Annotated in this window: 24 protein-coding genes; 9 read left to right on the forward strand and 15 right to left on the reverse strand. The window is 63.6% G+C overall.

The window, feature by feature from the left end:
* Positions 1–9: 9 nt before the first annotated feature.
* Genes gatB through gatC form a run of 6 tightly spaced genes read right to left on the reverse strand, consistent with a single transcriptional unit; the run spans position 10 to position 4,292 of the window.
* Positions 10–1,503 (reverse strand): Asp-tRNA(Asn)/Glu-tRNA(Gln) amidotransferase subunit GatB, encoded by a 1,494-nt coding sequence (gene gatB, locus V0U35_RS08910; RefSeq protein ID WP_330196348.1) that lies wholly within the window; start codon positions 1,501–1,503, stop codon positions 10–12.
* Entirely contained in the window at positions 1,500–1,718 is a 219-nt protein-coding gene (locus V0U35_RS08915; protein WP_330196349.1) for a hypothetical protein, read from the reverse strand. Before V0U35_RS08915 ends, gatB begins: the two co-directional genes overlap by 4 nt.
* 10 nt (positions 1,719–1,728) lie before the next feature.
* Entirely contained in the window at positions 1,729–2,052 is a 324-nt protein-coding gene (locus V0U35_RS08920) for a DUF2185 domain-containing protein (RefSeq protein ID WP_330196350.1), read from the reverse strand.
* Positions 2,053–2,054: 2 nt separating this feature from the next.
* A complete protein-coding gene (gene gatA / locus V0U35_RS08925) occupies positions 2,055–3,506 on the reverse strand; it encodes an Asp-tRNA(Asn)/Glu-tRNA(Gln) amidotransferase subunit GatA (RefSeq protein ID WP_373696397.1) in 1,452 nt (483 codons plus the stop codon).
* 10 nt (positions 3,507–3,516) lie between these two features.
* The gene (locus tag V0U35_RS08930) at positions 3,517–4,005 is read right to left on the reverse strand and encodes a GNAT family N-acetyltransferase (protein ID WP_330196352.1); all 489 of its coding nucleotides are present in this window, start codon (positions 4,003–4,005) and stop codon (positions 3,517–3,519) included.
* Positions 4,005–4,292: an Asp-tRNA(Asn)/Glu-tRNA(Gln) amidotransferase subunit GatC gene (gene gatC / locus V0U35_RS08935; protein WP_330196353.1), complete on the reverse strand. Its 288-nt coding sequence runs from the start codon at positions 4,290–4,292 to the stop codon at positions 4,005–4,007. Before gatC ends, V0U35_RS08930 begins: the two co-directional genes overlap by 1 nt.
* 196 nt (positions 4,293–4,488) lie before the next feature.
* Between gatC and V0U35_RS08940 the strand changes: the two genes are divergently transcribed.
* Positions 4,489–4,851 (forward strand): endonuclease domain-containing protein, encoded by a 363-nt coding sequence (locus tag V0U35_RS08940; RefSeq protein WP_330196354.1) that lies wholly within the window; start codon positions 4,489–4,491, stop codon positions 4,849–4,851.
* A gap of 67 nt (positions 4,852–4,918) precedes the next feature.
* Here the strand turns inward: V0U35_RS08940 and V0U35_RS08945 are convergent, their stop codons facing one another.
* On the reverse strand, positions 4,919–6,880 hold the full coding sequence (locus tag V0U35_RS08945; protein WP_330196355.1) for an acetyl/propionyl/methylcrotonyl-CoA carboxylase subunit alpha: 1,962 nt from the start codon (positions 6,878–6,880) through the stop codon (positions 4,919–4,921).
* A gap of 185 nt (positions 6,881–7,065) precedes the next feature.
* Between V0U35_RS08945 and V0U35_RS08950 the strand changes: the two genes are divergently transcribed.
* Positions 7,066–8,199: a serine hydrolase domain-containing protein gene (locus tag V0U35_RS08950; protein ID WP_330196356.1), complete on the forward strand. Its 1,134-nt coding sequence runs from the start codon at positions 7,066–7,068 to the stop codon at positions 8,197–8,199.
* Here V0U35_RS08950 and V0U35_RS08955 read toward each other — a convergent pair.
* From V0U35_RS08955 to V0U35_RS08970, 4 genes are all read right to left on the reverse strand, one after another.
* The gene (locus V0U35_RS08955; protein ID WP_373696398.1) at positions 8,187–8,987 is read right to left on the reverse strand and encodes a DUF817 domain-containing protein; all 801 of its coding nucleotides are present in this window, start codon (positions 8,985–8,987) and stop codon (positions 8,187–8,189) included. The genes V0U35_RS08950 and V0U35_RS08955 overlap by 13 nt on opposite strands.
* A 74-nt stretch (positions 8,988–9,061) precedes the next feature.
* Complete coding sequence (locus V0U35_RS08960) at positions 9,062–9,853, reverse strand: enoyl-CoA hydratase-related protein (RefSeq protein ID WP_330196358.1); 792 nt, start codon at positions 9,851–9,853, stop codon at positions 9,062–9,064.
* A gap of 39 nt (positions 9,854–9,892) precedes the next feature.
* Positions 9,893–11,539, reverse strand: coding sequence for a hypothetical protein (locus V0U35_RS08965; protein ID WP_330196359.1), 1,647 nt, complete (start codon positions 11,537–11,539; stop codon positions 9,893–9,895).
* On the reverse strand, positions 11,536–11,925 hold the full coding sequence (locus V0U35_RS08970) for a hypothetical protein (protein ID WP_330196360.1): 390 nt from the start codon (positions 11,923–11,925) through the stop codon (positions 11,536–11,538). The genes V0U35_RS08965 and V0U35_RS08970 overlap by 4 nt, the downstream gene beginning before the upstream one ends.
* Before the next feature lie 358 nt (positions 11,926–12,283).
* On the opposite strand from V0U35_RS08970, the gene ruvX reads away from it, so the two are divergent.
* Positions 12,284–12,739: a Holliday junction resolvase RuvX gene (gene ruvX, locus V0U35_RS08975; protein ID WP_330196361.1), complete on the forward strand. Its 456-nt coding sequence runs from the start codon at positions 12,284–12,286 to the stop codon at positions 12,737–12,739.
* Positions 12,736–13,665: an AEC family transporter gene (locus V0U35_RS08980; RefSeq protein WP_330196363.1), complete on the forward strand. Its 930-nt coding sequence runs from the start codon at positions 12,736–12,738 to the stop codon at positions 13,663–13,665. The genes ruvX and V0U35_RS08980 overlap by 4 nt, the downstream gene beginning before the upstream one ends.
* Before the next feature lie 5 nt (positions 13,666–13,670).
* Here V0U35_RS08980 and V0U35_RS08985 read toward each other — a convergent pair whose 3' ends face one another.
* The 3 genes from V0U35_RS08985 to V0U35_RS08995 form a co-directional block, all read right to left on the reverse strand.
* On the reverse strand, positions 13,671–14,177 hold the full coding sequence (locus tag V0U35_RS08985; protein WP_330196364.1) for a DUF1993 domain-containing protein: 507 nt from the start codon (positions 14,175–14,177) through the stop codon (positions 13,671–13,673).
* A 113-nt stretch (positions 14,178–14,290) separates the two neighbouring features.
* Positions 14,291–15,208: an MBL fold metallo-hydrolase gene (locus V0U35_RS08990; protein WP_330196365.1), complete on the reverse strand. Its 918-nt coding sequence runs from the start codon at positions 15,206–15,208 to the stop codon at positions 14,291–14,293.
* Positions 15,209–15,715, reverse strand: coding sequence for a GNAT family N-acetyltransferase (locus V0U35_RS08995; protein ID WP_330196366.1), 507 nt, complete (start codon positions 15,713–15,715; stop codon positions 15,209–15,211).
* Between the two features lie 86 nt (positions 15,716–15,801).
* On the opposite strand from V0U35_RS08995, the gene V0U35_RS09000 reads away from it, so the two are divergent.
* Genes V0U35_RS09000 through dprA form a run of 4 tightly spaced genes read left to right on the forward strand, consistent with a single transcriptional unit; the run spans position 15,802 to position 19,816 of the window.
* Positions 15,802–16,770 carry an aspartate carbamoyltransferase catalytic subunit gene (locus V0U35_RS09000; RefSeq protein ID WP_330196367.1) on the forward strand — a complete coding sequence of 323 codons (969 nt, stop codon included), beginning with the start codon at positions 15,802–15,804 and terminating at the stop codon, positions 16,768–16,770.
* On the forward strand, positions 16,767–18,068 hold the full coding sequence (locus V0U35_RS09005) for an amidohydrolase family protein (protein ID WP_330196368.1): 1,302 nt from the start codon (positions 16,767–16,769) through the stop codon (positions 18,066–18,068). Before V0U35_RS09000 ends, V0U35_RS09005 begins: the two co-directional genes overlap by 4 nt.
* 21 nt (positions 18,069–18,089) lie before the next feature.
* Complete coding sequence (plsY, locus tag V0U35_RS09010) at positions 18,090–18,689, forward strand: glycerol-3-phosphate 1-O-acyltransferase PlsY (protein ID WP_373696399.1); 600 nt, start codon at positions 18,090–18,092, stop codon at positions 18,687–18,689.
* A complete protein-coding gene (dprA, locus tag V0U35_RS09015) occupies positions 18,686–19,816 on the forward strand; it encodes a DNA-processing protein DprA (protein WP_330196370.1) in 1,131 nt (376 codons plus the stop codon). The genes plsY and dprA overlap by 4 nt, the downstream gene beginning before the upstream one ends.
* Here dprA and V0U35_RS09020 read toward each other — a convergent pair.
* Positions 19,798–19,998, reverse strand: a complete 201-nt coding sequence (locus tag V0U35_RS09020) for a hypothetical protein (protein ID WP_330196371.1) — start codon at positions 19,996–19,998, stop codon at positions 19,798–19,800. The two genes, dprA and V0U35_RS09020, sit on opposite strands and share 19 nt — an antisense overlap.
* 165 nt (positions 19,999–20,163) lie before the next feature.
* Here V0U35_RS09020 and topA point away from each other — a divergent pair, with 165 nt between their 5' ends.
* Positions 20,164–22,740, forward strand: coding sequence for a type I DNA topoisomerase (topA, locus tag V0U35_RS09025; RefSeq protein ID WP_330196372.1), 2,577 nt, complete (start codon positions 20,164–20,166; stop codon positions 22,738–22,740).
* The last annotated feature ends 14 nt before the right edge of the window (positions 22,741–22,754 follow it).

The raw sequence follows: 22,754 nt of genomic DNA on the forward strand, positions 1-22,754 counted from the left end.
GACCAACCGCTAATCCAGCAGCTTGGCTTTCAGGATCTCGTTGACGGCTTGCGGGTTGGCCTTGCCGCCCATCGCCTTCATCACCTGGCCAACGAACCAGCCCATCGTCTTGGGCTTTTCCTTGACCTGTGCGGCCTGTTCGGGATTGGCGGCGATGAGGTCATCAATGACCTTTTCGATCGCGCCGGTGTCGGTGACCTGTTTGAGGCCCCGGGACTCGACGATCTCAGCCGGGTCGCCGCCCTCCTCCCAGAGGATTTCAAATACGTCCTTGGCAATCTTGCCCGAAATGGTCATGTCGGAGATGAGGCCGACCAGTCCGCCCAGCTGCGCGGCGCTGACCGGGCAATCGGTGATGTCGAGGCCTTCCTTGTTCAGGCGGCCATAGAGCTCGTTATTGACCCAGTTGGCCGCGAGTTTCGCATCGCGGCCCTCGGCCACCGTCTCGAAATAGGCGGCGCGTTCCTTGTCGGCCGCCAGCACGCTGGCGTCATAGTCCGACAGGCCCAGTTCGGTGACGAAGCGCTTGCGCTTGTCGGCGGGCAATTCGGGCAAATTGGCGCGGATGCCGTCTACCCAGGCCTCATCCAGCACCAGCGGCAGCAGGTCGGGATCGGGGAAATAGCGGTAGTCGTGGGCCTCTTCCTTCGACCGCATCGCGCGCGTGACGCCCTTGTCGGCATCGAACAGCCGCGTTTGCTGGTCGACCTTGCCACCCTCTTCCAGGATGTCGATCTGGCGGCGCGCCTCGTACTCGATCGCCTGCATGATGAAGCGCAGCGAGTTGACGTTCTTGATCTCGCAGCGCGTGCCGAGATGGGAGAAATCCCCGCTCGCGGCGAATTTCTCGTAGTCACCCGGACGGCAGACCGAGACGTTCACATCGGCGCGCATCTGGCCCTTCTCCATATCCCCGCCACAGGTTTCCAGATAGCGCAATATCGTGCGGATCGTCTTGACATAGGCCGCGCCGTCGGCGGGCGAGCGCACATGCGGCTTCGACACGATTTCCATCAGCGCCACGCCGGAGCGGTTCAGATCGACATAGGTCGCGTCCGGATCGAGATCGTGGATCGACTTGCCGGCGTCCTGCTCCATGTGCAGGCGCTCGATACCGACCTCGAAGATCGAGCCGTCATCGCGTTCGCACTCGATCACGCCCTCGCCGACAATCGGGTGGGCGAACTGGCTGATCTGATAGCCCTGCGGCAAGTCGGGATAGAAGTAGTTCTTCCGGTCAAAGCGCGAGAAATGATTGATCTGGGCATTGAGGCCCAGACCGGTGCGCACCGCCTGTTCGACGCAGAAGCTGTTGATAACGGGGAGCATGCCCGGCATCGCCGCATCCACCAGGCTGACATTCGTGTTCGGGGCCGAACCGAAGGCGGTCGAGGCCCCGGAAAACAGCTTCGATTGCGACAGGATTTGCGCATGGATTTCCATGCCCACGACGATTTCCCAGTCGCCGGTCGCGCCGGTCAGAGTGTAGCTGTGATCGCTCATGTTTTAGGTCCGGAATCCTGAGTGTCGGCGGCGCTTTTCAGCACCCGCCAGGCCATCACGGCCAGAATTGCGAAAAGAAGAAAGGCGATACCGACGCCGAGCGCGATCCCGCCATAGAGCGGCGGATTGGCCGTCGCGATATGACCGCGCAGCATCAGCGCGCCGAGAATGGCGACGAGGCCGCCGATCCAGATGGCGGGGCGCACGAGTTTCATGGCCGCGGGTCTAGGCATCGTCCGGGTCCAGATCCATGGAGCGCCACTCACCTGTCGACAGCTTCTCGTAGGAGGAGCCTTCGGGCAGTTCGGCAATCTCGGCGATGGACGGGTCGTGCTTCGCCACGGCGTTGATGTCGTGGAAGGCGAAATTGTCGAGATCATTCGAATAGGCTTCGCTCTCGTCACCGGCAAAGAAGCGCCAACCGGAATCATCCGCCTTCACCGCCTCGCGATAGGCCCAGCCCACCGGCTTGCCATCGCGCATGATGCGGTTCGAGGCCACACAGATGCCCTTGGGCAAAAGGGGTTTGGATTGCTTTTCTTCAGCCATCCCTACCACCACTTCTTGGGCTTGCCGGTGAAGCCGGCCTGGGCTTCCAGAGCCGCACCGACGGCGAACATGGATTCTTCATCGAGCGCGGGGGTGATCACCTGCAGGCCGAGCGGCAGGCCATCCTTGTCGAGCCCCACCGGTACCGACATGGCCGGAATACCCGCGATATTGGCCGTCACGGTGAAAATGTCATTCAAATACATCGCAATCGGGTCGTTCGAGCGCGAGCCGATCTCGAAGGCCGCAGATGGCGTGGAGGGCGTCAGCAGCGCGTCGCACTGCTCGAACGCCGTCTTGAAGTCTTCGAGGATCCGGCGTCGAACCTTCAGCGCGCGCAGATAATAGGCGTCGTAATACCCGGCCGAGAGCACATAGGTGCCGATGAGGATACGGCGTTGGACTTCCTTGCCGAACCCGGCGGCGCGGGTCTGCTCATAGGTGTCGGTGAGGTCCTTGCCCTCGACGCGGTTGCCGTAGCGCATGCCGTCATAGCGCGCGAGGTTGGACGAGGCTTCCGCCGGCGCGATGATGTAATAGGTCGGCAGCGCATATTTCGTGTGCGGCAGCGACACGTCGACAATCTCGCAGCCCGCATCTTTCAGCATGTCGACGCCCTGGGACCACAACGTCTCGATTTCCTCGGGCATGCCGTCCATGCGGTATTCCTTCGGCACGCCGATGCGCATGCCCTTCACCGCACGCTCCGCTGCTGCCGCAAAGTCCGGCACGGCATTGGGCAGCGAGGTAGACTCTTTCGGATCGTGCCCCGACATCGCCTGCATCAGCACGGCGGCATCGCGCACTGTCTTGGCGATGGGCCCCGGATGGTCGAGCGAGGAGGCAAACGCCACCGCGCCCCACCGCGAACAACGGCCATATGTGCCTTTCACACCGACCGTACCGGTGAAGGCCGCCGGCTGGCGGATAGATCCGCCGGTATCGGTGCCCGTTGCGCCGAAGCAGAGATCGGCTGCGACCGCCGCTGCGGACCCGCCCGACGATCCGCCGGGGGTGAGTTTCGCGTCGCCCGTGCGCCACGGATTGACCGCCGGTCCCTGGTTCGAGGTCTCGTTCGACGAGCCCATGGCAAATTCGTCCATCGACGTCTTGCCGAGGAAAACGCCGCCCGCCTCCCACAGCTTGGCCGACACGGTCGACTCATAGGTCGGCTTGAAGCCTTTCAGGATGTTCGACGAGGCCGCGGTCTCGACGCCCTCGACCGCGAAGAGGTCCTTCATGGCGATGGGCGCGCCTTCGATGAGGCCGCCCTCGCCCTTCGCCAGACGGTCGTCGCTGGCCCTGGCCATCGCCATCGTCTTGTCGGCATCGAAGCTGGAAAACGCGTTCAGCGCACCATTGGCCGCCTCGCTTGCCGACAGGGCGGCGTCGGCCAGCTCTGTGGCGGACACCTCGCGGCTTTTCAGCTTCGCGGTGATCTCGGTAAGCGACAGGGACAGAAGATCAGACATGGGAAACCATCGTTTCAGCCGGCGAAAGCCGGATCTCGTAACAGAAATTATGGGGGCTATCGGCAGGGTAATCGCCAAAGGCCGGACAGCGCCGGTAGCCGGCCGACTCATAAAGGCCAATTGCTGCGAGTTGCTGGTCACCGGTTTCCAGACGCATGAATTCGAACCCGTCCGCGCGCGCCGCATCGTGGACCGCGTCGAGCAAAAGGCGTGAAATGCCCTGCCCGCGCGCTCCGTGCGCCACGAACATGCGCTTGATTTCGGCAAAACCCTCATAGGGCCGCATGGCGACACAGCCGACCGGCTGGCCCGACCCGTCACGCGCCACGAAGAACCGCATGCCCGGACCGGCCAGACCCTCACCCGAGACGAAATGATTGAATTGCGGCTCGTAGAGACCCGACAATTCGGCATCGAGCGCCGCGATCAGCGCGCGCGCATCGTCTGAACGCGGATCCTCGGCCGCTACCGTGACGGTCATCACTCCACCGCCTTGGGCACCACGAAGAAGCCCTCTTCCGACTTTGGCGCGTTCGCCAGGACAGCATCGCGCTTGTCGCCATCGGTCACGACATCGTCGCGCTGCGGCAGCGGAAACGCCACCGGCGTCGTCATCGGCTCGACACCGTCGACATCGATTTCATTGAGCTGTTCGACCCATTGCAGGATGCCGTTGAGTTCACCCGTCAACGCCTCGAGGCGCTCGGTCGGCTCGGCAATCCGGGCCAGGCGGGCGATACGGCGGACATCATCCTGAGTGACGGACATGGGAACGGCTCCGGCCTTTGGAAAAAGCGAAGCCCGGTGAGTATCAACGCCCGTGCTGCAGCGCAAGATTTTCGCTGTGTGAAGGGGATTGTTGTGGCGCTCTCCTTCCCCTTGATGGGGAAGGTGGCTGACGCGAATTAGCCCTCTCCCTGCAGGGAGAGGGTTGGGTGAGGGGTCTTCATGCTAGGTTTGGCCGATGCCTGAACGCCTGACACCCGTTGCACGCCGGTTGCGGCGTGACATGACGCGACCAGAACACGCGGTCTGGCGCATGCTCCGGCAGCGCCCGCTTGGTTTCAAGTTCCGGCGTCAGCAGCCGATCGAGACCTACGTGCTCGACTTCGCCTGTTTCGAACTCCAGCTGGTGATCGAAGTCGATGGCGGTCAACATGCCAACTCCACTACCGATGAAATCCGAACCCGTGCGTTGGAAGCCCTCGGCTGGACGGTCATCCGCTTCTGGAACAATGACGTCAATGAAACGCCCGATGGCGTCCACGAGCGCATTCTCGATGCGCTGCGAATGCTCGACGCAAGGCGAAAAGACCCCTCACCCTGACGGCTTCGCCGTCTTCCCTCTCCCTGAAGGGAGAGGGTGAGGCGCGCCTCGCGCCAACCAGAATACCCTAAGCCGCCTCTTCGCCATCCTCGGCGAGGGTGACGAGCGCGTCGCCCTCCCCGACCTGGGCACCAGCGGACACAGAGACGCTCTCCACCACCCCGTCGCGCGGGGCAGTCAGCGCGTGTTCCATCTTCATGGCTTCGAGCACGAGCAGCGTGTCGCCCCTGGAGACCGTGTCGCCATCCTTGACCGAGACCGAGAGCACCTTGCCGGGCATCGGGGCCTTCACCAGCCCACCGGCTTGGAGTGCATCGGCCGCCGCGTCGGGACGCGGGATATCGAAACGGTGGGTTTCGCCGCCGGCAAAGACCGTCAGGCCGGCGTCATCGCGCACCAGCCGCGCAGAAGCCGCAAGGCTCGCAGACACCGCAACGGCATTGCCGTTGATCATACCGGTGATGTCACGCCCGGTGCCGCTCGAGAGGCTGACCGGTATGGCATCGGTTTCGCCCGGACGGACAAAGCGGACCTGGCGCACCGGATCGGCATTCAGCCGGAAGCCGTCACCGGCGGACCAGACGCCCCCGGCCCGGCCGTGACCGGGCCCGGCGTCGAGCACGGCGCGGGCCGCAAGGAGCGCCGCCTGGAGCTCGAATTTCGGCGGCAGGAGATCATCGAGCTTGTCGCCAATAAGACCGGTCGAGACATTGCCGGACGCAAAGTCGGCATCATCCAGGCAACGGATGACAAAACCGCCATTCGTCTTGACCGGATAGACATGGGTCTCGGCCAGAGCGCCTTTCAGCGCACCGATTGCCTCGTCGCGCCCGCCGCCATAGGCGATCACCTTGGCGATCATAGGATCATAGTGCAGCGAGACCTCACCGCCCTGTTCCACGCCGGTATCGACACGAATGCGCGGATCGCCGGTCGGCAGGTCGAGAATGTCGAGCGGGCCGATACTCGGCAGGAAACCGCTCGCCGGGTCCTCGGCATAGAGACGCGCCTCGATGGCGTGGCCTTTGAGGGAAATCTGGTCCTGTTCCGGGACCGACCCGCCGGCGGCAACGCGTAGCTGAAGCTCGACCAGATCAAGCCCGGTGACCATCTCGGTGACCGGATGTTCCACTTGAAGACGTGTGTTCATCTCCATGAAATAAAAGCCGTCTTCACGAAGTTTGCCTGACCCGTCGACGATGAATTCCACCGTTCCGGCCCCGACATAGCCAACGGCCTTTGCGGCCTGGACGGCGGCCGAACACATGGCGGCGCGCACATTCGGCGTCATGCCCGGTGCGGGCGCTTCCTCGATGACTTTCTGGTGGCGGCGTTGCAGCGAGCAGTCGCGCTCGAACATGTGCACGACCCGGCCGCGGCTGTCGCCGAAGATCTGGACCTCGATATGGCGCGGATTGGTGATGAATTTCTCGATGAGGACCGCATCCTCGCCAAAGGATTTCTGTGCTTCGCGGCGGCAGCTTTCCAGAGCGGCCAGGAAGTCCTTTTCCCGGTCGACCTTGCGCATCCCCTTGCCGCCACCCCCGGCGATGGCCTTGATGAGCACCGGATAGCCGATCGCATCGGCGGCATTTTTAAGATGTTCCGGGTCCTGATTATCGCCATGATAACCCGGCGTGACCGGCACATTAGCCTGTTCTATCAACGCCTTGGCCCGATCTTTTAATCCCATCGCGCGGATGGCATCAGCCGGTGGCCCGACGAACACGATCCCCGCCTTGGCGCAGTCCTCGGCGAATTTGGCATTCTCTGACAGGAAGCCATAGCCCGGGTGGATGGCGTCGGCACCGGTCCCTCTGGCCGCCTCGAGGATCTTGTCCGCACGCAAATAGCTTTCCGATGACGGGGCCGGACCGATCAGCACCGCTTCGTCGGCTTCGCGCACATGGGGCGCATCCGCGTCGGCCTCGGAATAGACCGCCACGGTCCTGATCCCCATACGCCGCGCTGTGCGCATGACGCGGCGGGCGATCTCGCCCCGGTTGGCGATGAGCAATGTCTTGAACATGGGCGTCCCGTTGCGGCGTTTCAGTGCTTCCCCCTATGCGCCTGAAAACCCGTTTCAGGTCAAGGCGGCAGACACTCGGGTCGTCGGTCCTGATTAATATACTAATTAATTAGTTGACGAGGGCGAGAGCCGCGCTCTAGCGTCGTGACGGTCGATTGAAACCCGAAAAGAGGAAGGACATTCCCATGATCACCACACTCCCGCGCCTGCTCGCCCTGCTCCTGCTGTTCAGCCCCCCGGCCACCGCTTTGGCCCAGGTTCCTCCCGGCGAAGCCGCCAACGCCATAATGGTGGAAGTCATGGCCGAAACACCGGTCCCAGCCTTCTCCGGTGCCGTCTGGGCCGACGGCGATATCGCCTGGGCGCAAGCGTTCGGTACCGACAATATCGAAACCGGCACTCCGGCCCGGACCTCCCACCGCTTCCGGCTGGGCAGCGTGTCGAAAGTCGTGACGGCCACCCTCGCCGCGCGCCTGGCCGATGACGGCGTCATAGATCTCGACGCGCCGATCTCGACCTGGATGCCGGACCTGCCCGAACACCACCGCGCCACGACGCTGCGCCAGCTGCTCGGTCACCAGGGCGGCGTTCGCCACTATGGCCGAGCGGACTTTGACCCCACCGCTCCCGGCGGCATTATTGACCGGCGCTTCTATCCGGATTCCGCATCGGCGCTTGCTCTCTTCATCGAGGACCCGCTCGTCAACGAACCGGGCACGGCCTACGCCTATACGACGTTCGGCTACACGCTCGCCGCAGCCGTCATGGAGGCCGCTACTGGCGAAGACTTCCTCTCGCTGGTGGAAGCCCAGATCACCGTACCGCTCGGGCTCGACACGCTCGGTCCGGACCGGCCGCTGCAGGTGACGCCGAACCGTGTCGGGTTCTATGACCCGATCGACTTCGTGCAGCAGCGCATCGACGCCACCGTGACCGGCGAGGTCGCCAACGCGCTCGACATCAACCCGGCCTACAAATGGGCGGGTGGCGGCTTTATCGCCACGCCGTCCGATCTGGTGCGTTTCGGTGCCGGCGTCCTTGGTGACGGCTTCCTGTCAGAGGCCACCCGCACCGACATGTTCACCAACCAGACACTCGCCGATGGCGAAGAGACGCTGGTGGGCCTGGGCTGGCGGATCGATACCGACGCGACCGGACGGGTCCGCTATCACCATGCCGGGATGCAGGAAGGCGCGCGTGCCGTCCTGGTTGTCTATCCGGAACATGGTGTTGCCGTGGCCCTGATGAGCAATCTCGGCGGCACGCCGCAGGATATCCTCGGCTATGCGACCCGGATTGCGGAGGGCTATCTCGACTGATCCTTGATCCCCTTGCCGCGCCGGTGCACCCCCGCGACGAGGACGAAGGAAATGATCATCAGGAGATACCAGGACCCCAGTTTCTGAATGGAGACCGGGGTCCAGCTCTCCCCGTCCTGACCGGGATAGGCCCAGGCCCGGGCATAAGTCCCGATATTCTCCGCAAACCAGATGAACAGCGCAACGAGCAGCAGGCCGACAACGAGCGGCATCGGCCTCTCGCGTTCATCGGGACGGAACCAGAGGAGGCACGGCCCGTAGATCAGCACCGTCGCCACGAAGAGGCCGAGCCGGATATCGATCGTGTAGTGATGGGCGAAGAAATTGATGTAGATCGCCAGCGCCAGAAGCCCCTGGAGCCAAAGTGGCGGGAAGCGGACGAAACGAAAGTCGAAAATCCGCCAGACACGAGCGATATAACTGCCAACAGACGCATACATGAAGCCGGAGAAAAGCGGCACGCCCGCGATACGCAGGAAGGCGTCTTCGGGGTAGATCCAGGAGCCCGCCCCGGTCTTGAAAATCTCCATCGCCGTGCCGACGATGTGGAAGACGAGGATGACCCGCGCCTCCTCCCAGCTCTCCAGTTTCGTGGCCAGCAAGGCGATCTGGATCGCCAGTGCCGACAGCGTCAGGAAGTCGTACCGCCCCAGCGGCGCATCGTCCGGATAGAAGAAATGCGTGGCCAGCAGCAGGACCACCATCGCCCCGCCAAACAGGCAGGCCCATGCCTGCTTCACTCCGAAGCTGATGAATTCGAACAGGAATTGGGTAAACCAGCCGCGCACGAACGCCGCACGCCAGGCGACATGCCGGTCATGCAGCCACCCGCGCGGATCGCGACAGAGACTCACCCGTAATTCTACTCCGCCCAGTTCGGTTTGCGCTTTTCCAGGAAGGCGGTGAGGCCTTCCCTTCCCTCATCACTGGCCCGGCGGTGGGCGATGCGCTTGGCGAGATCCTTCATCAGCCCGTGGGAGATATCCTTGCCTGTGACGTGATCGACCAGCTCTTTGGCGTCGGCGACAGCACCGGGCGCGGCGGCAAAGCCGAGCTTGACCAGATATTCATTCATGCCGCCGAGTTCATCGGCGTTTTCAACAAGATACTGGACGAGGCCGATCTTGTGCGCGAAGTCGCCATCGAAGCTTTCGGCGCTCGCAAACAGCGCCCGCGCCCAGCGCGGCCCGATGGCCTTCACCACGAAGGGCGAGATCGTCGCCGGCGTCAGTCCCAGGCGCACTTCGGAGAAGCGGAAGGCGGTATCCTTGACCGCCACGGCGATGTCGCAGGCCGCGACAAGACCGGCCCCGCCGCCCATGGCAGCGCCTTGCACCAGGGCGATCGTCATCTGCGGCAGGTCATGGAGCCGGCGCAGCATCTCGGCCAGCGCTTCGGCATCCTCGCGGTTCTGGTCGAGCGTGTAATCAGCCGCATCCCGCATCCAGTTGAGATCGGCCCCGGCGCAGAACGTCTCGCCCGCCCCGCGCAGGACGACCACCCTGACCTCGTCGTCGTTCTTGGCGATGAGCTCGAAGATTTCCGCCAGCCCGTCGATCATCGCGCGATTGAAAGCATTGCGCTTTTCGGGCCGGTTCAGCGTGACGACGGCGGTCTGGCCGCGGGTGATATTCAGAAGGACGGGGTCGGACATGTCGATATAGCCTTGAAAGCTTCGGTGCTCGCAACATTTCTATTCAAGCAGGTTCTGACCGTCCAACTCGGCTGTGTCGACTCCGGTAATCACCCACGGCTGGTCGGCATTCGAACCAATGGACTGTACACGGACCAGGAGACGCCCAACGCCACGGGTATTTCCTCGCGAAGTCTCAACGAGGTTCATATACAGTCTGCACTCCGTGGGCGTTTCACATCCAAGGTAGTACGGTTCAAACCGAATTCGCCGTCCACCGCTAAATGCACTATAGGGGCCCAAGGCAGCAAGAAGACGCTGGACCCGGCGGGCCGCTTCACCGGAAGGATCGGCATATAAATCCCAGCGACGGGCCGCGTAGCTGGAGGGATTGGCACCCCCGCGAAGATCATTCAGGTGTCCGGGGATCATGGTTGTGAAGATCGCCCAGCCACCAGGCGAGTAAAACGTGCGAAGCGTATGCCAACTCTGGTTGTCGAGCGCGTTTGCGGTGGCCTCGAGCCGGGCCCTGCAGTCGCTGCGCTGACTTTGCTCCAGGACATAAAGACCAAGCAATGCCCGCGCGTATTCGATATTCCTCTCACTGGAATTGCGCTGCAGATGCGCCTGGACGGCCAGGCCGAAATTCGAACACGCCCGGGCCGATATGTTCGATCTGACTGTACCGGATAGATAGTCACCGACAAGCGCATCCGCTTCGTCGGGAAATTCCGACGAATAAAGCTCGAATGCGGCCACCACGCCGCCGCCGATCCGGCTATTGCGATAATTGCCCTCGATAAATTCGCGCAAGGGCTGGCCAAGCTCGGCGACACCTGTCCGCCTCAGGAGACGCGCCAAAGCGCGAGCACCGTCGAGCTGGCTGGAGTTTCGCAGTCGTGCGAAATAAATTTCTGCTGCTCTGGCCCGGGCCGAATCCTCTCCAAATTGTTCCCAAAGTAGAAGAATTGAGCGCTCCGCCACGTGAGCATCGGAACTGTCAGCAAGAGCACGAAGCCGGGGCACAATATAATCAGGGTCAATTACACCCACTATTTCAAGCGCCCTATTGGCAAGGGTATCGTCAGGATTACCCATTACCATAAGCAGCGGATCTACAGTTTCGACTGAATGAACCTGCTCCGCAATGTTAAGAAGTGCCCGCAATTGGTAATCGCTGGCGCGAAGCAGGGCCTCATTCAGAACCCTGATCGAGCCCTCCCGGATCTCTGAGATCACTTCGCTGTCGGGATCGATCCGCCTGACCTCATTCATGACGCCCAGCGCCCGTTCGAGATTCGTCGCGGCATTTCTTCCACTTCGGGCATCCATGAAAAAACTCTCGGCGAGCAAACGCCGGGCTTCGATATGCTGGGGATATTCCTGGATCAGCGCGTAGATTTCCGTTCGCGCATTTTCCGTTTCGCCAATCTCCATCCATTCATTGGCTCGCCGGAGCTCATTGGCACCTGGCTGGGAACACGCCGACACCATGAGCAACAGTGCGACCAGAATTACTGCTTTTCCGCTTCCCATCGATTGCCTCTCCCTCTTCTCCAATCGAAACGAAGGCAAAATAAAGCAGGAAAACTGTGTCACCAAATGTTCTGGAAATGCTTCATTGAATTCAACCGAAACCAAAAACGGCCGCCCGGTCACCCGGACGGCCGCTCTCGTGTCGTAGTCCCTCCCCAGGAACCCGATCAATCGCCCCGGAACACCAGCCCTTTCAGGATGGACAGGACAATAATGGCCAGGAAGTATCCGGCGGCGAGTGCCGCGAGATAGCCCAGATAGACCATGTTGACGCCACCATCGGCCATGAAGGGCGGCATTGCGAAGGCCGCGCCTTCACGGACCATCGGCATGACGACATCCACGATGACGTGGATGATTACACCGACAACGGTGAAGATGAGAATAGCCCCGAAGCTGCGCATCAGGATGGTGAGCACAAGGGCGATCACGCCCAGCTGGATTGCCAGCGGCATCCAGCTGATGGCCGCGCCGTCACCGGCGTAGGCGATCAGGCCCGGTTCAAAAAAGTCCCAGACCGGCGCGAACCAGCCTTTGACGGTGTCGAGAAATTCCATACGGCGTCCCCTCCGATTTCCTCGCCCGAGTTTACCCCAAGTCGAGCTCGATAAGAAACCATCTTGTTAATTTATCTTAAGGAAAGCGCCTTCTCCTGTAAGGCGAATTTACACGCAGGCTGAACTCATGCGGCAATAGCCCGCTTTTTCTCTGACATTTCTGCCAGATAGCGGCTCGTCATCCCCCCCCCAAGCAGGCCGAAATGTCCGCACATTCGCGCATAGGGTGTAGTGCCGTCGGTTCTGATTTCTTCCGACTACACGCCTGACACGGCCCATTAGGCAATCACTTTCACCTCTCACGCGAATTCCGGGCCGCTGCTTGACCTTGCCAGCCATCGGGCGCAGGGGAGAGCCAATGCCGCAACTTGCCCTGACCGATCTGCCGCCCGGCCCGCTTCTCGGACTCGATCCGGGCGCAAAAACCATAGGTGTGGCAGTCAGTTCGAGCGACCGGGCCATCGTCACTCCGGTCGAGACGATCCGGCGCGGCAAATTTACCGCTGATGCCGCCCGCATTTTCACCCTCTATGACGAATTCACATGCTGTGGCCTCGTGATCGGCCTGCCGGTCAATATGGACGGCAGTGCCGGGCCGCGCGTGCAGTCGGCGCGCGCGCTCGGGACCAACCTCCTGCGCCTGCGCGACATTCCCCTCGCCTATCAGGACGAACGCCTATCGACCCATGAAGCCGAAGAGCGCCTGATCGCGCTCGGCATTAAGCGGGATGACCGCAAGGCTGTCATTGACGCCCATGCCGCCGCCGTGATCCTGCAAAGCGCGATCAATGCCATCGCGGCACCAAAGGCATGAGCCCGCTTCTCGCCTCGCTCCTGCCGGTCTTTGGCGTCATCGCCCTGGGCTGGGCACTTCGGCGCTCGGGTCTGGTCAAGGCCGACGCCTGGCCAGGCATCACGCGGCTGACCTATGTCGGCCTGTCACCTGCCCTGCTCTTCTCGGTCATTTCGACGGCTGACTTCGACGGGATTACGGTAGGCCCGGCGATCCTGGCGGTAGCCGCGGGTTTCCTCGGCATGGGAGCGCTGATCCTTGCCCTGCGCCCGCTGATCCCGGCGAGCGGGCCATCCTTCACCTCGATCTTCCAGGCCGGGGCACGCTGGAACGGTCTTCTCATCCTCGCGCTCGCCGTCATTGCCTGGGGAACCGAGGGCGAGGTGCTGGTTTCGCTGATCATGGTGGTCACGATCCCCATCGTGAACATCATGGCCGTGACCGTTTTGTCGGTCTGGGGCGAAGGCGCAAAGCCGGACCTGCGCAGCGTGGCACTGCGGATCGTCACCAACCCGCTCATCCTCGGCTGCCTTGCCGGCGCGGCCGCCAATGCGTTGGGCCTGTTCCAGAGTGGAGCCGTCGCCGACATCCTCGCCCTGATCGGCCGGGCGGCGCTGCCGTTGATCCTGCTGTCTGTGGGCGCTGGGCTCGACTTTGCGGCGCTGAAGGAACGTCCACACCTGCTGGCGATTTCGGTCGTGCTGAAACTCGCCATCGCGCCGGTCATGTTCGGCCTGATGGCGTGGATGCTCGGCGCGACAGGCGACGCGTTTGCGCTTGTCGTGCTGGTTGGCGCCTCCCCCAGCGCGGCGTCGGCCTATGTGCTGGCTCAACAAATGGGCGGCGACAGCCGCCTGACCGCCGGCGACGTCACGGCAACGACCCTGCTGTCGCTGCTGACCATTCCGCTAGCAATGGAAATCGCCACACGGATCGCGCCGGTCTGAAGGTCTTACAGCCCCATGAAGTCGCGCTTGCCAAGCGGGACCCCGATCCGGCGCAAGATGGCGTAGGTCATGGAAGCGTGAAAACCGACATTCGGGATTATGGCGTTTGTGGCGTAGACGCCGCGCGGCAGCGTCATCGTCTGGTCACGGCCCGCCGGGAAGGTCACATCGCCGGCCGGATCGGCGTCAATGGCTGCCGTGTCGAGGCCTGAAATCACCTCCATCGCCTTCGTCAGGCGCGCCTGCAGCTCGGCAAAGCTGGTTTCCGTGTCGGGCAGGCTGACCGGATCGGTTCCGGCCAGGCGTGACAGGCCACGAATGCCGAAATCGGTCGCGATCTGCACCTGGCGCACCAGCGGGAACATGTCGGCGGCGAGCCGCCAGTTCAGATACACCGACTCCTCGACGCCGTGCGCCTTGGCGTGTTCGGCGGCCGTGGCCAGCATGCCACCCATGGCGCGGTAGTACTGGCCGATCTGCGCCAGCGCGACGCCCGACGTTGTGTGAGACATGGAAAGTTCGCTCCCCGTGATTGATTGAGGCCGTCAGATAGGTATTCGCTCGCGCCTAAACGAGAGACCCGGTCCGAATTTCAGCCATGCAGCATTATCGAGACGCTACCAGCCTACAGGCAATGCCGGTCCCCGCGCCTTGCGATGCCATAACCTGCCTCTTCCACCGCCCGACTTTCCGGACTGCCGGTAAAGCGGATCGGGTTGGTGTGGTTGACGTGGATGAACTGGATCTTCGCCCGCTCGATCAGCGGAAGGTGTGCGAACCGCTCCATCGAATGGGTGACGAAGGGATGCGGGAAACCGCTCATGTCGCGGCCCGGCATTTCGCCGTTGGCGTAGAAGGTCGCGTCGATGAAAACGAGATCAACTGATGCGATGAGTGCGTCGAGATCGACGCCTTCCGCCTCCCATTCTTCCCAGCTGTCGATGTCGGGGATGAAGATCGCAGAGCGGTTCGGCCCGTCGATGCGAAATCCGGCGACTTCTGAAAACTCCTGCCGGTGCGGAACGGTGAAGGTTCGCACCATGACGTCGTCGGTGATCCCGAACCCGTCATCGGCCTCCGTCTCGCGCAGATCGATATTGCCATAGGTGACGAGCTGGCTCCACGGACCGTTGGTACGCAGGAACTCGGCCATGCGCGGCAGGGCAAAGACCGGCACGCCCTGCGCGCCCATGGACTCATGTCCGAGGAACATTAGCCCGGTGTAGTGACCGATATGCGCGTGGGTCAGGAAGACGCCGTCAAGCACCGGCCCCTCCCCGTCACCGGCCTCGATCGCGTCAAGATCACGGAACTGGGTGCGGATATCCGGTGTCGCCTCGAACAGGAAACGGGTGCGTGTGTCGTGATTGACGAGGCCCAGCGAAACCGTCAGGCGGCGCTCGCTGGCGTCCGTCCAGGCCGGGTCGGCATGTTGGCCCATCTGCGGTGAACCGCCATCCTGCGCGGTACCGAGAACGACGAGTTCGATGGGACAGGTTTCCGGCGAAGTCGCGAGCAGCAGGCTGGCCAGTATCGAAATCATCTATTCCACCCCCACGCGGTCGCTACGGCGTTCCATCAGGACGACATCGCGCCACTGGCCCGCCATCGGCCCGTGCCGCATCTTGCCGACGCGGGCCTGCCGGCCCAGCCGACGATAGCCGCACGCTTCATGTAAAGCGATGGAGGCCACGTTCTCCGGAAAAATACCGGCGTTGAGAGTCCAGTAGCCCTCCGCCTCGCTGGCTTCGATAAGGGCGGTCAGCAATGCCCTGCCGACGCCCTTCCGCCGTGCGGCTTCGCCGACATAGATCGTGCTTTCCCCGACCCCGGCATAGCAACAACGCGAGGAAACGCCCGACATGACCGCCCAGGCTTCGACCCGACCATCGATCTCGGCGACGAGGCGCGGCGTTTTCAGCCTCGCCCGGTCGAACCCGTCCCAGTCAGGTGTTTCGGTCTCGAAGGTGGCATGACCGGTGGCGATACCCTCGGCATAGACGCGCAGCACATCGGGCGCGTCGGCCTGCGCCATAGGACGTATCTTCACCGCACCGGCCTCCCCTTCCGCTCGCCTCGCATCTTGCCCGAGTCGCGCGCCCGCCGTATACCGCCGAAAATCGTCAGGACGTTTGAATGACGCGCGCCGAATTCAGCTACGACTTTCCCCACCGGCGGCTAATCTCCATTGCCGATCTCAACCCTCTGGATGTCGACATTCTGTTCGACCGGGCCGAGCACTGGCTGGAGGTTTGCCGCACACCGGCGAAAAAGGCCGACGCACTGCGCGGCCTGACGCAGATCAACCTCTTCTTCGAGCCGTCCACACGGACGCAGGCCTCGTTCGAGATCGCCGGAAAACGCCTTGGCGCGGACGTGGTGAATTTCTCCGCGGCCTCCTCCTCGACCAGCAAGGGCGAGACCCTGCTGGATACGGTGAAGACACTGGCGGCGATGAACCCCGACCTACTGGTCGTACGCCACAAGGCCTGCGGCGCGGCGGCTTTCGTCTCTGATGCCACTGGTATTGCCGTGGTCAATGCCGGGGACGGCATGAATGAACACCCGACGCAGGCGCTTCTGGACGCCTTCACGCTGACCCAGCGTCTCGGGCCCCTGGGCGGACGGCGGGTGTTGATCGTTGGCGATGTGCTCCACTCACGTGTCGCGCGGTCTGGCGTCCAGCTCCTCAACCTGCTCGGGGCCGAAGTGCGGCTCTGCGCCCCGCCCACCCTGCTCCCGCTTGATGCCGACCGCTGGGGTGCCGAAGTCTTCCACGATCTCGACGACGCGCTCGACGGATGCGATGCGGTCATGGCGCTGCGCCTGCAACAGGAGCGGATGATGGCGGGCTATATCCCCTCCCTGCGCGAGTATTTCCATTTCTACGGCCTAACAGCCCGGCGGCTCGAAGCCGCCTCGCCCGGCGCGCTGGTCCTGCACCCCGGACCGATGAATCGTGGCGTGGAGATCGACGGCGCGCTCGCCGATGACGAAGAGCGCAGTCTCGTCCTTGATCAGGTCGAAGCCGGTGTCGCCATGCGCATGGCGGTGCTGGAAGCCATCGGCACGCTGGCCCGCAAGAACGAGGAGCGCCGCCAATGAGCCGGGCTTTCGCCATCCTGAATGCCCGCCTCGTTGATCCGGCGAGCGGACGCGACGAAGCCGGCGGCCTCCTGGTCGAGAATGGCCGCATCGTTGACATCGGTCCCGCCGTGCGCGGCTCACACCTCACCGATGACGGTTTCGACGGCGAGCTGATCGACGCGAAAGGCGCGATCCTCGCGCCAGCACTCATCGACCTGCGTGCGGCGATAGAACCGGCCTTTACCCCCGGCGGGGAGACGCTCGATACGCTCTGCGCTGCGGCCGCAGCGGGCGGGATCGGCACGCTGGTCGTCGCGCCGAATGCAAGCTTGCCGCTCGATACGCCCGAAGGCCTTCGCGCCCTGCGTCACGACTTCCGGCCGCAGCGCCTGCGCCTCCACGCCGCTGGGGGAGCCACGCGCAACCTTGCCGGCGAGGCGATGAGCGAGATCGGCCTGATGGGCGATGCCGGCGCGCTCTATGTCTCGCAGGGCGACGGCGCAATCGCCGACGCCGGCGCGCTGCGCAGCCTCCTCGCCTATGCCAGCGGTTTTGAGACCTGGGTGGCGCTGCGCCCGTGCGACGCAACACTGGGCGCGGACGCGGCGGCCAGCGAAAGCGAATGGGCGGCGCGCCTCGGTCTTGCCGCTGAACCAGCCATCGCCGAACGCATGGCCATCGACCGGTTCGCGGCGCTCGCCGAAATGACCGGCGGACGCGTCATCATTGACCGGCTCTCCACCGAGGAAGGGTGCGAAGCCCTCTCCCGTGCCCGGCGCAAAGGGTTGGAGATTGGCGCGATGGCGTCCATCGCTCATCTGTCCCTCAACGACGTCGACGCTGCTGACCTTTCCGGCACCAAACGCCTGACCCCGCCGCTACGCGCTGAAAGCGACCGGCAGGCCATGGTCGAGGCAATCCGCTCCGGGCTTGTCGATGCCGTTGTCAGCGACCACCGGCCCCTGCCCGCCGACGCCAAGGCCCGCCCCTTCGGCGATGCAGTGCCGGGTTCAACAGGCGTTGAAACCCTGCTCGGCGCCCTGCTGGGTCTCGTCCATGATGGTCAGCTCGAGCTGATCGACACACTGCGCGCCGTGACCTCCGGCCCCGCCGACCTGCTCGGTCTGCCGCAAGGACGGCTTGCGGTCGGCGCACCGGCCGACCTTGCCCTCATCGACGGCGATGCGCCCTGGGTCGCGCATGCGCAGGACGGACGTTCGGTCCGGCGCAACTCGGTCTTTGAGGGGCGGCGATTCCAGGGCCGGGTCTTGCAGCTTTTCGTCAAAGGCGCGATGGTGTTTGCGCAAGACAATTAGAGGTCGAGTATTGACATGACGATGTGGAGTGCCATCGCCTTCGCCATGGCCGCCTTTGGCGGCTACCTGCTCGGCTCGATTCCCTTCGGCCTGGTGCTGACCCGCATGGCGGGCCTCGGCGACATTCGCGAGATCGGCTCGAAGAATATTGGTGCCACGAATGTCCTGCGCACCGGCCGCAAGGATCTGGCCGCTGCCACGCTCGTTCTCGATGCCGCCAAGGCCGGGATTGCGGCGCTGATATTCTGGTGGCTGCTCGGCTACGAGGCAGGGCTTGTTGCAGGCGGTGCGGCCTTCCTCGGCCATTGCTTCCCCGTCTGGTTGAATTTCAAGGGCGGCAAGGGCGTCGCCACCTTCTTCGGAACGATCCTCGCCGTCGCCTGGCCGGTCGGTGTGCTCGCGGCCCTCGTCTGGATCGGCATGGCGCTCCTGATGCGCATGTCGTCCCTGAGCGCGCTCGTCGCGGCCGCAGCGGCCCCCGTCATCGCCTATGCGTTCGACAAGCCGGGCGTTGCCCTGCTGTCCCTCTTCCTGGCTGTCCTCATCTATTGGCGGCACCGCGCCAATATCGCGCGCATCCTCGCTGGCGAAGAGCCGCGCATCGGCAGAAAGCCGGCTTGAACCGCGAGGCGCTCAGCCCGTCCGAACGGACCGCCTGGCTGCGCCTCGCCCGCACGCCGCAAGTCGGGCCGGTCACGTTTGCCAAACTGATCGCGCGTTTCGGTACTGCCTCTGAAGCCCTCGACGCCCTGCCTGATCTCGCGCGGCGAGGCGGTCGTTCGACTCCTCTGACCTCACCGTCCCGCGAGGAGGCCGAAGCCGAACTCGAGGCCACTGAAGAGATCGGCGGGAAAATCCTGATGGCCTGCGAGCCGGACTATCCGGCGCGCCTTGCCGAGATCGACCCGCCCCCGCCCGTCATTTCGGTGATGGGCCCCCTCAATCCGAACGAACGGACGAGCTGCGCCATTGTCGGTGCCCGCAATGCCTCGGCCGTCGGCGTGCGCTTTGCGCGGGAACTGGCGCAGGGCCTCGCCGACGCCGGGGTGATCGTCGTCTCCGGTCTGGCGCGCGGGATCGATGGCGCGGCCCATAACGGTTCACTGAATGGCGGGACGATCGCCGTGCTCGCTGGCGGCATTGATCATATCTATCCGCCTGAACATGCCGAGTTGCATCGCGAGATCGCCCGGCGCGGCCTGATTGTCAGCGAGTCGCGCCTCGGCATGTCACCGACCGCGCGCGATTTCCCGCGCCGCAACCGGCTGATCTCGGGTCTGTCACTCGGCACCGTGGTGGTTGAAGCGGCGATGCGGTCCGGCTCGCTGATCACCGCGCGGCTGGCCGCCGAACAGGGACGCGAGGTGATGGCGGTTCCCGGCTCACCGCTCGATCCGCGCGCCAAGGGCTCCAACCGGCTCATCCGCGACGGCGCGGCGCTGGTCGAAGGTGTCGACGATGTTCTCGACATCCTGGGTGGTCTCCGCCGGGACGCCGCCGAGCCGTCTCCCCCGCCTTACAGCCCGGATCCGGACCTCGCCGGAATTGCAGACGACGATATCGACAACATCCGCGAGCGCATCGCCGACCTCCTGTCGCCGTCACCGGTCTCGGCGGACGAGTTGTCCCGGCAAACCGGCGCGCCGGCCGGCTTGGTCATGGCGGCTTTACTGGAACTAGAACTGGCGGGCCGGGCCGAAGTTGCGCCGGGCGGGCAGGTCCGCGCGGCCTATCCCGACCCGTCCTGACTTTCGCGGTGCCGGGCTTCCAGCTGTACGACGGATATCGCCGCAGCAATAAGGACGCTGGACCGGTACAGACCGGCCTCGCGGGACAGGGTGGAGAGGTTCTCAAGAAGATCGGCGACAAAGTCCGCCGTGTCCTTGCCGCCATTGCCGCGCATGGCGGCGAAGCCCGCCCCGTGATCCATTTCCCGCACCTGCGAATCCCCCCGAAGCCAATCAACCTATAGGGGTATTTGTACGCAGGGCTTTTTCAAATTGCAAGGCAGGCGCGAGTTGACAGAGTCGAGGGCCTCCCCCACGTTCCCGCGCCAAATTCGAATGCCAGTCATCCCCACGAATCCGGACCTTCCATGAACGTCGTCGTTGTCGAGTCGCCTGCCAAAGCCAAGACCATCAACAAGTATCTCGGGGGCGATTTCGAGGTGCTGGCGAGTTTCGGCCACGTCCGCGACTTGCCGCCCAAGGACGGTTCGGTCCGTCCCGACGACGACTTTGCCATGGACTGGGAAGTCGATGCCGCCTCGGCCAAGCGGGTCAAGGCGATTGCTGACGCTGTTAAAGGGGCCGACCGGCTGATTCTAGCGACTGACCCGGATCGCGAGGGTGAGGCGATTTCCTGGCATTTGCTCGAAGCGCTGACCAAGCGCCGCGTCCTGAAGGACGTGCGGGTGGAACGCGTCGCCTTCAACGCCATCACAAAGCAGGCCGTCGATGAGGCCATGCGCCATCCGCGCGCCATCGACATGGAACTGGTCGATGCCTATCTCGCCCGCCGGGCCCTCGACTATCTCGTTGGATTCACGCTCTCTCCCGTTCTCTGGCGCAAACTGCCCGGTGCCCGTTCGGCCGGCCGGGTCCAGTCGGTCGCCCTGCGCTTGATCTGCGAGCGCGAGCTCGAGATCGAGAAATTCCGCCCGCAGGAATACTGGTCGGTTGATGCCGACATCGTCTCGGGCGGTTCGGACCCCTTTCGCGCCCGCCTCACCCGCTTCCGGGGCGAGAAGGTCGAGAAGCTCTCCATCGGTGACCGCGACACGGCGACCGCCGCAGCCGACGCGATCAAGGCCGCCAGCCTGTCGATCAGCGCCGTCGAGGCCAAGCCTGCCAAACGCCACCCCTACGCTCCCTTCACGACCTCGACCCTGCAACAGGAAGCCGCCCGCAAGCTCGGTTTCAATGCCCAGCGCACGATGCGGACCGCCCAGAAGCTCTATGAGGGTGTGAATATCGGCGGCGAGACGGTGGGTCTCATTACCTATATGCGGACCGACGGTGTCGACATGGCCCCGGAGGCCATCAGCCAGGTCCGCGACGTGATCGGGCGCGATTTCGGCTCCCTCTACAAGCCCGCCTCGCCGCGAATCTACAAGTCGAAGCAACGCAACGCCCAGGAAGCGCACGAAGCGATCCGCCCGACCGATTTCGCCCGCGCGCCGAAGGACCTTCGCCTCGATGAAGACCAGGCCCGGCTCTACGAGCTGATCTGGAAACGCGCCGTGGCCAGCCAGATGGAAAGCGCGCGGTTTGAACGGACCACGATTGATCTGTCTGACGCCAGCGGCGATCTCGCGCTGCGCGCGACCGGTTCGGTCCTGTTGTTCGACGGTTTCCTGACGCTTTACCAGGAAGGCACGGACGACACCGAGGACGAAGGCGAAAACCGCCTGCCGAAAGTCACGCAAGGCGCTGGTGCCGAGGCGAAGAAGACCCATGCCGACCAGCATTTCACCCAGCCGCCGCCGCGCTTCTCCGAAGCCTCGCTGGTCAAGCGGATGGAAGAGCTCGGCATTGGCCGCCCCTCGACCTATGCCTCGACGCTGACCGTGCTGCGCGACCGCGACTATGTGCGCATGGAGAAGAACCGCTTTGTCCCCGAGGACAAGGGCCGGGTTGTCATCGCCTTCCTGGAGAATTTCTTCTCCAAATATGTCGAGTACGACTTTACCGCCGACCTGGAAGACCAGCTCGACCGGGTCTCTGCCGGCAAGCTCGACTGGAAACAGCTTCTGCGCGATTTCTGGACCGAATTCTCGTCCGCAGTCGAGGGCATTGGCGAGCTGCGTATCGGCGCTGTGCTGGATGCGCTGAACGAGGCGCTCGCGCCGCATATCTTCCCGGAAAAGGAAGACGGCTCAGACCCGCGCCTCTGCCCCTCCTGCAATGAAGGCCGCCTCAGCCTGCGGCTGGGCAAGTATGGGGCCTTCCTGGGCTGCTCGAACTACCCGGACTGCAAATTCACCCGCCAGTTGGGCGCGACCGACGAGGACGCCGAAGCCGCGGGCGACGGAGATCTCGGCACCGATCCGGAGAGCGGCGAAACCGTCTACCTGAAGGACGGGCGCTTCGGCACCTATGTAGAAATGGCCGTTGCGGGCGAGGACAAACCAAAACGCTCCTCCTTGCCCAAGGGCTGGTCGAAGGCGGACATGACGCTGGAAAAAGCGCTCAAACTGCTCACCCTGCCCCGCCCTGTCGGACCGCATCCCGAAGACGGTGAAATCATCGAGGCGGGCCTGGGGCGCTACGGTCCCTTCGTGCGGCATGGCAAGCTGTATGCGAACCTGCCAAGCATCGACGAAGTCTTCGAAATCGGCCTCAATCGGGCTGTGTCCGTTCTTGAGGACAAGAAGAACAATCCGCGCGGCAACGGCCCGACGGCGCTGAAAGATCTCGGTGAGCATGACGGTTCGCCGGTGAAGGTCATGAATGGCCGCTATGGGCCTTACGTGAAATACAAGTCGGTCAACGCCACTTTGCCCAAGGGAACCGAGCCGGAATCGGTTACGTTGGAACAGGCGATGGAGCTTGTCGCCGCCAAACAGGCCAAGGGCGGCAAGAAGAAGCCCGCAGCGAAGAAGAAAGCTGCGCCGAAGAAGAAGGCACCGGCCCAGAAGAAAACGGCCAAAGCTGCCAAGGCCAAGGACTAGCGGCGGCCCCTTGA

The sequence above is a fragment of the Hyphobacterium marinum genome (assembly GCF_036330325.1).
GTDB lineage: Bacteria > Pseudomonadota > Alphaproteobacteria > Caulobacterales > Maricaulaceae > Hyphobacterium > Hyphobacterium marinum.

Coding starts and splice junctions, on each gene's coding strand:
- gatB (WP_330196348.1), bottom strand. CDS start 1,503: ATGAGCGATCACAGCTACACTCTGACCGGCGCGACCGGCGACTGGGAA.
- V0U35_RS08915 (WP_330196349.1), bottom strand. CDS start 1,718: ATGAAACTCGTGCGCCCCGCCATCTGGATCGGCGGCCTCGTCGCCATT.
- V0U35_RS08920 (WP_330196350.1), bottom strand. CDS start 2,052: ATGGCTGAAGAAAAGCAATCCAAACCCCTTTTGCCCAAGGGCATCTGT.
- V0U35_RS08930 (WP_330196352.1), bottom strand. CDS start 4,005: ATGACCGTCACGGTAGCGGCCGAGGATCCGCGTTCAGACGATGCGCGC.
- gatC (WP_330196353.1), bottom strand. CDS start 4,292: ATGTCCGTCACTCAGGATGATGTCCGCCGTATCGCCCGCCTGGCCCGG.
- V0U35_RS08940 (WP_330196354.1), top strand. CDS start 4,489: ATGCCTGAACGCCTGACACCCGTTGCACGCCGGTTGCGGCGTGACATG.
- V0U35_RS08945 (WP_330196355.1), bottom strand. CDS start 6,880: ATGTTCAAGACATTGCTCATCGCCAACCGGGGCGAGATCGCCCGCCGC.
- V0U35_RS08950 (WP_330196356.1), top strand. CDS start 7,066: ATGATCACCACACTCCCGCGCCTGCTCGCCCTGCTCCTGCTGTTCAGC.
- V0U35_RS08960 (WP_330196358.1), bottom strand. CDS start 9,853: ATGTCCGACCCCGTCCTTCTGAATATCACCCGCGGCCAGACCGCCGTC.
- V0U35_RS08970 (WP_330196360.1), bottom strand. CDS start 11,925: ATGGAATTTCTCGACACCGTCAAAGGCTGGTTCGCGCCGGTCTGGGAC.
- ruvX (WP_330196361.1), top strand. CDS start 12,284: ATGCCGCAACTTGCCCTGACCGATCTGCCGCCCGGCCCGCTTCTCGGA.
- V0U35_RS08980 (WP_330196363.1), top strand. CDS start 12,736: ATGAGCCCGCTTCTCGCCTCGCTCCTGCCGGTCTTTGGCGTCATCGCC.
- V0U35_RS08985 (WP_330196364.1), bottom strand. CDS start 14,177: ATGTCTCACACAACGTCGGGCGTCGCGCTGGCGCAGATCGGCCAGTAC.
- V0U35_RS08990 (WP_330196365.1), bottom strand. CDS start 15,208: ATGATTTCGATACTGGCCAGCCTGCTGCTCGCGACTTCGCCGGAAACC.
- V0U35_RS09000 (WP_330196367.1), top strand. CDS start 15,802: ATGACGCGCGCCGAATTCAGCTACGACTTTCCCCACCGGCGGCTAATC.
- V0U35_RS09005 (WP_330196368.1), top strand. CDS start 16,767: ATGAGCCGGGCTTTCGCCATCCTGAATGCCCGCCTCGTTGATCCGGCG.
- plsY (WP_373696399.1), top strand. CDS start 18,090: ATGTGGAGTGCCATCGCCTTCGCCATGGCCGCCTTTGGCGGCTACCTG.
- V0U35_RS09020 (WP_330196371.1), bottom strand. CDS start 19,998: ATGGATCACGGGGCGGGCTTCGCCGCCATGCGCGGCAATGGCGGCAAG.
- topA (WP_330196372.1), top strand. CDS start 20,164: ATGAACGTCGTCGTTGTCGAGTCGCCTGCCAAAGCCAAGACCATCAAC.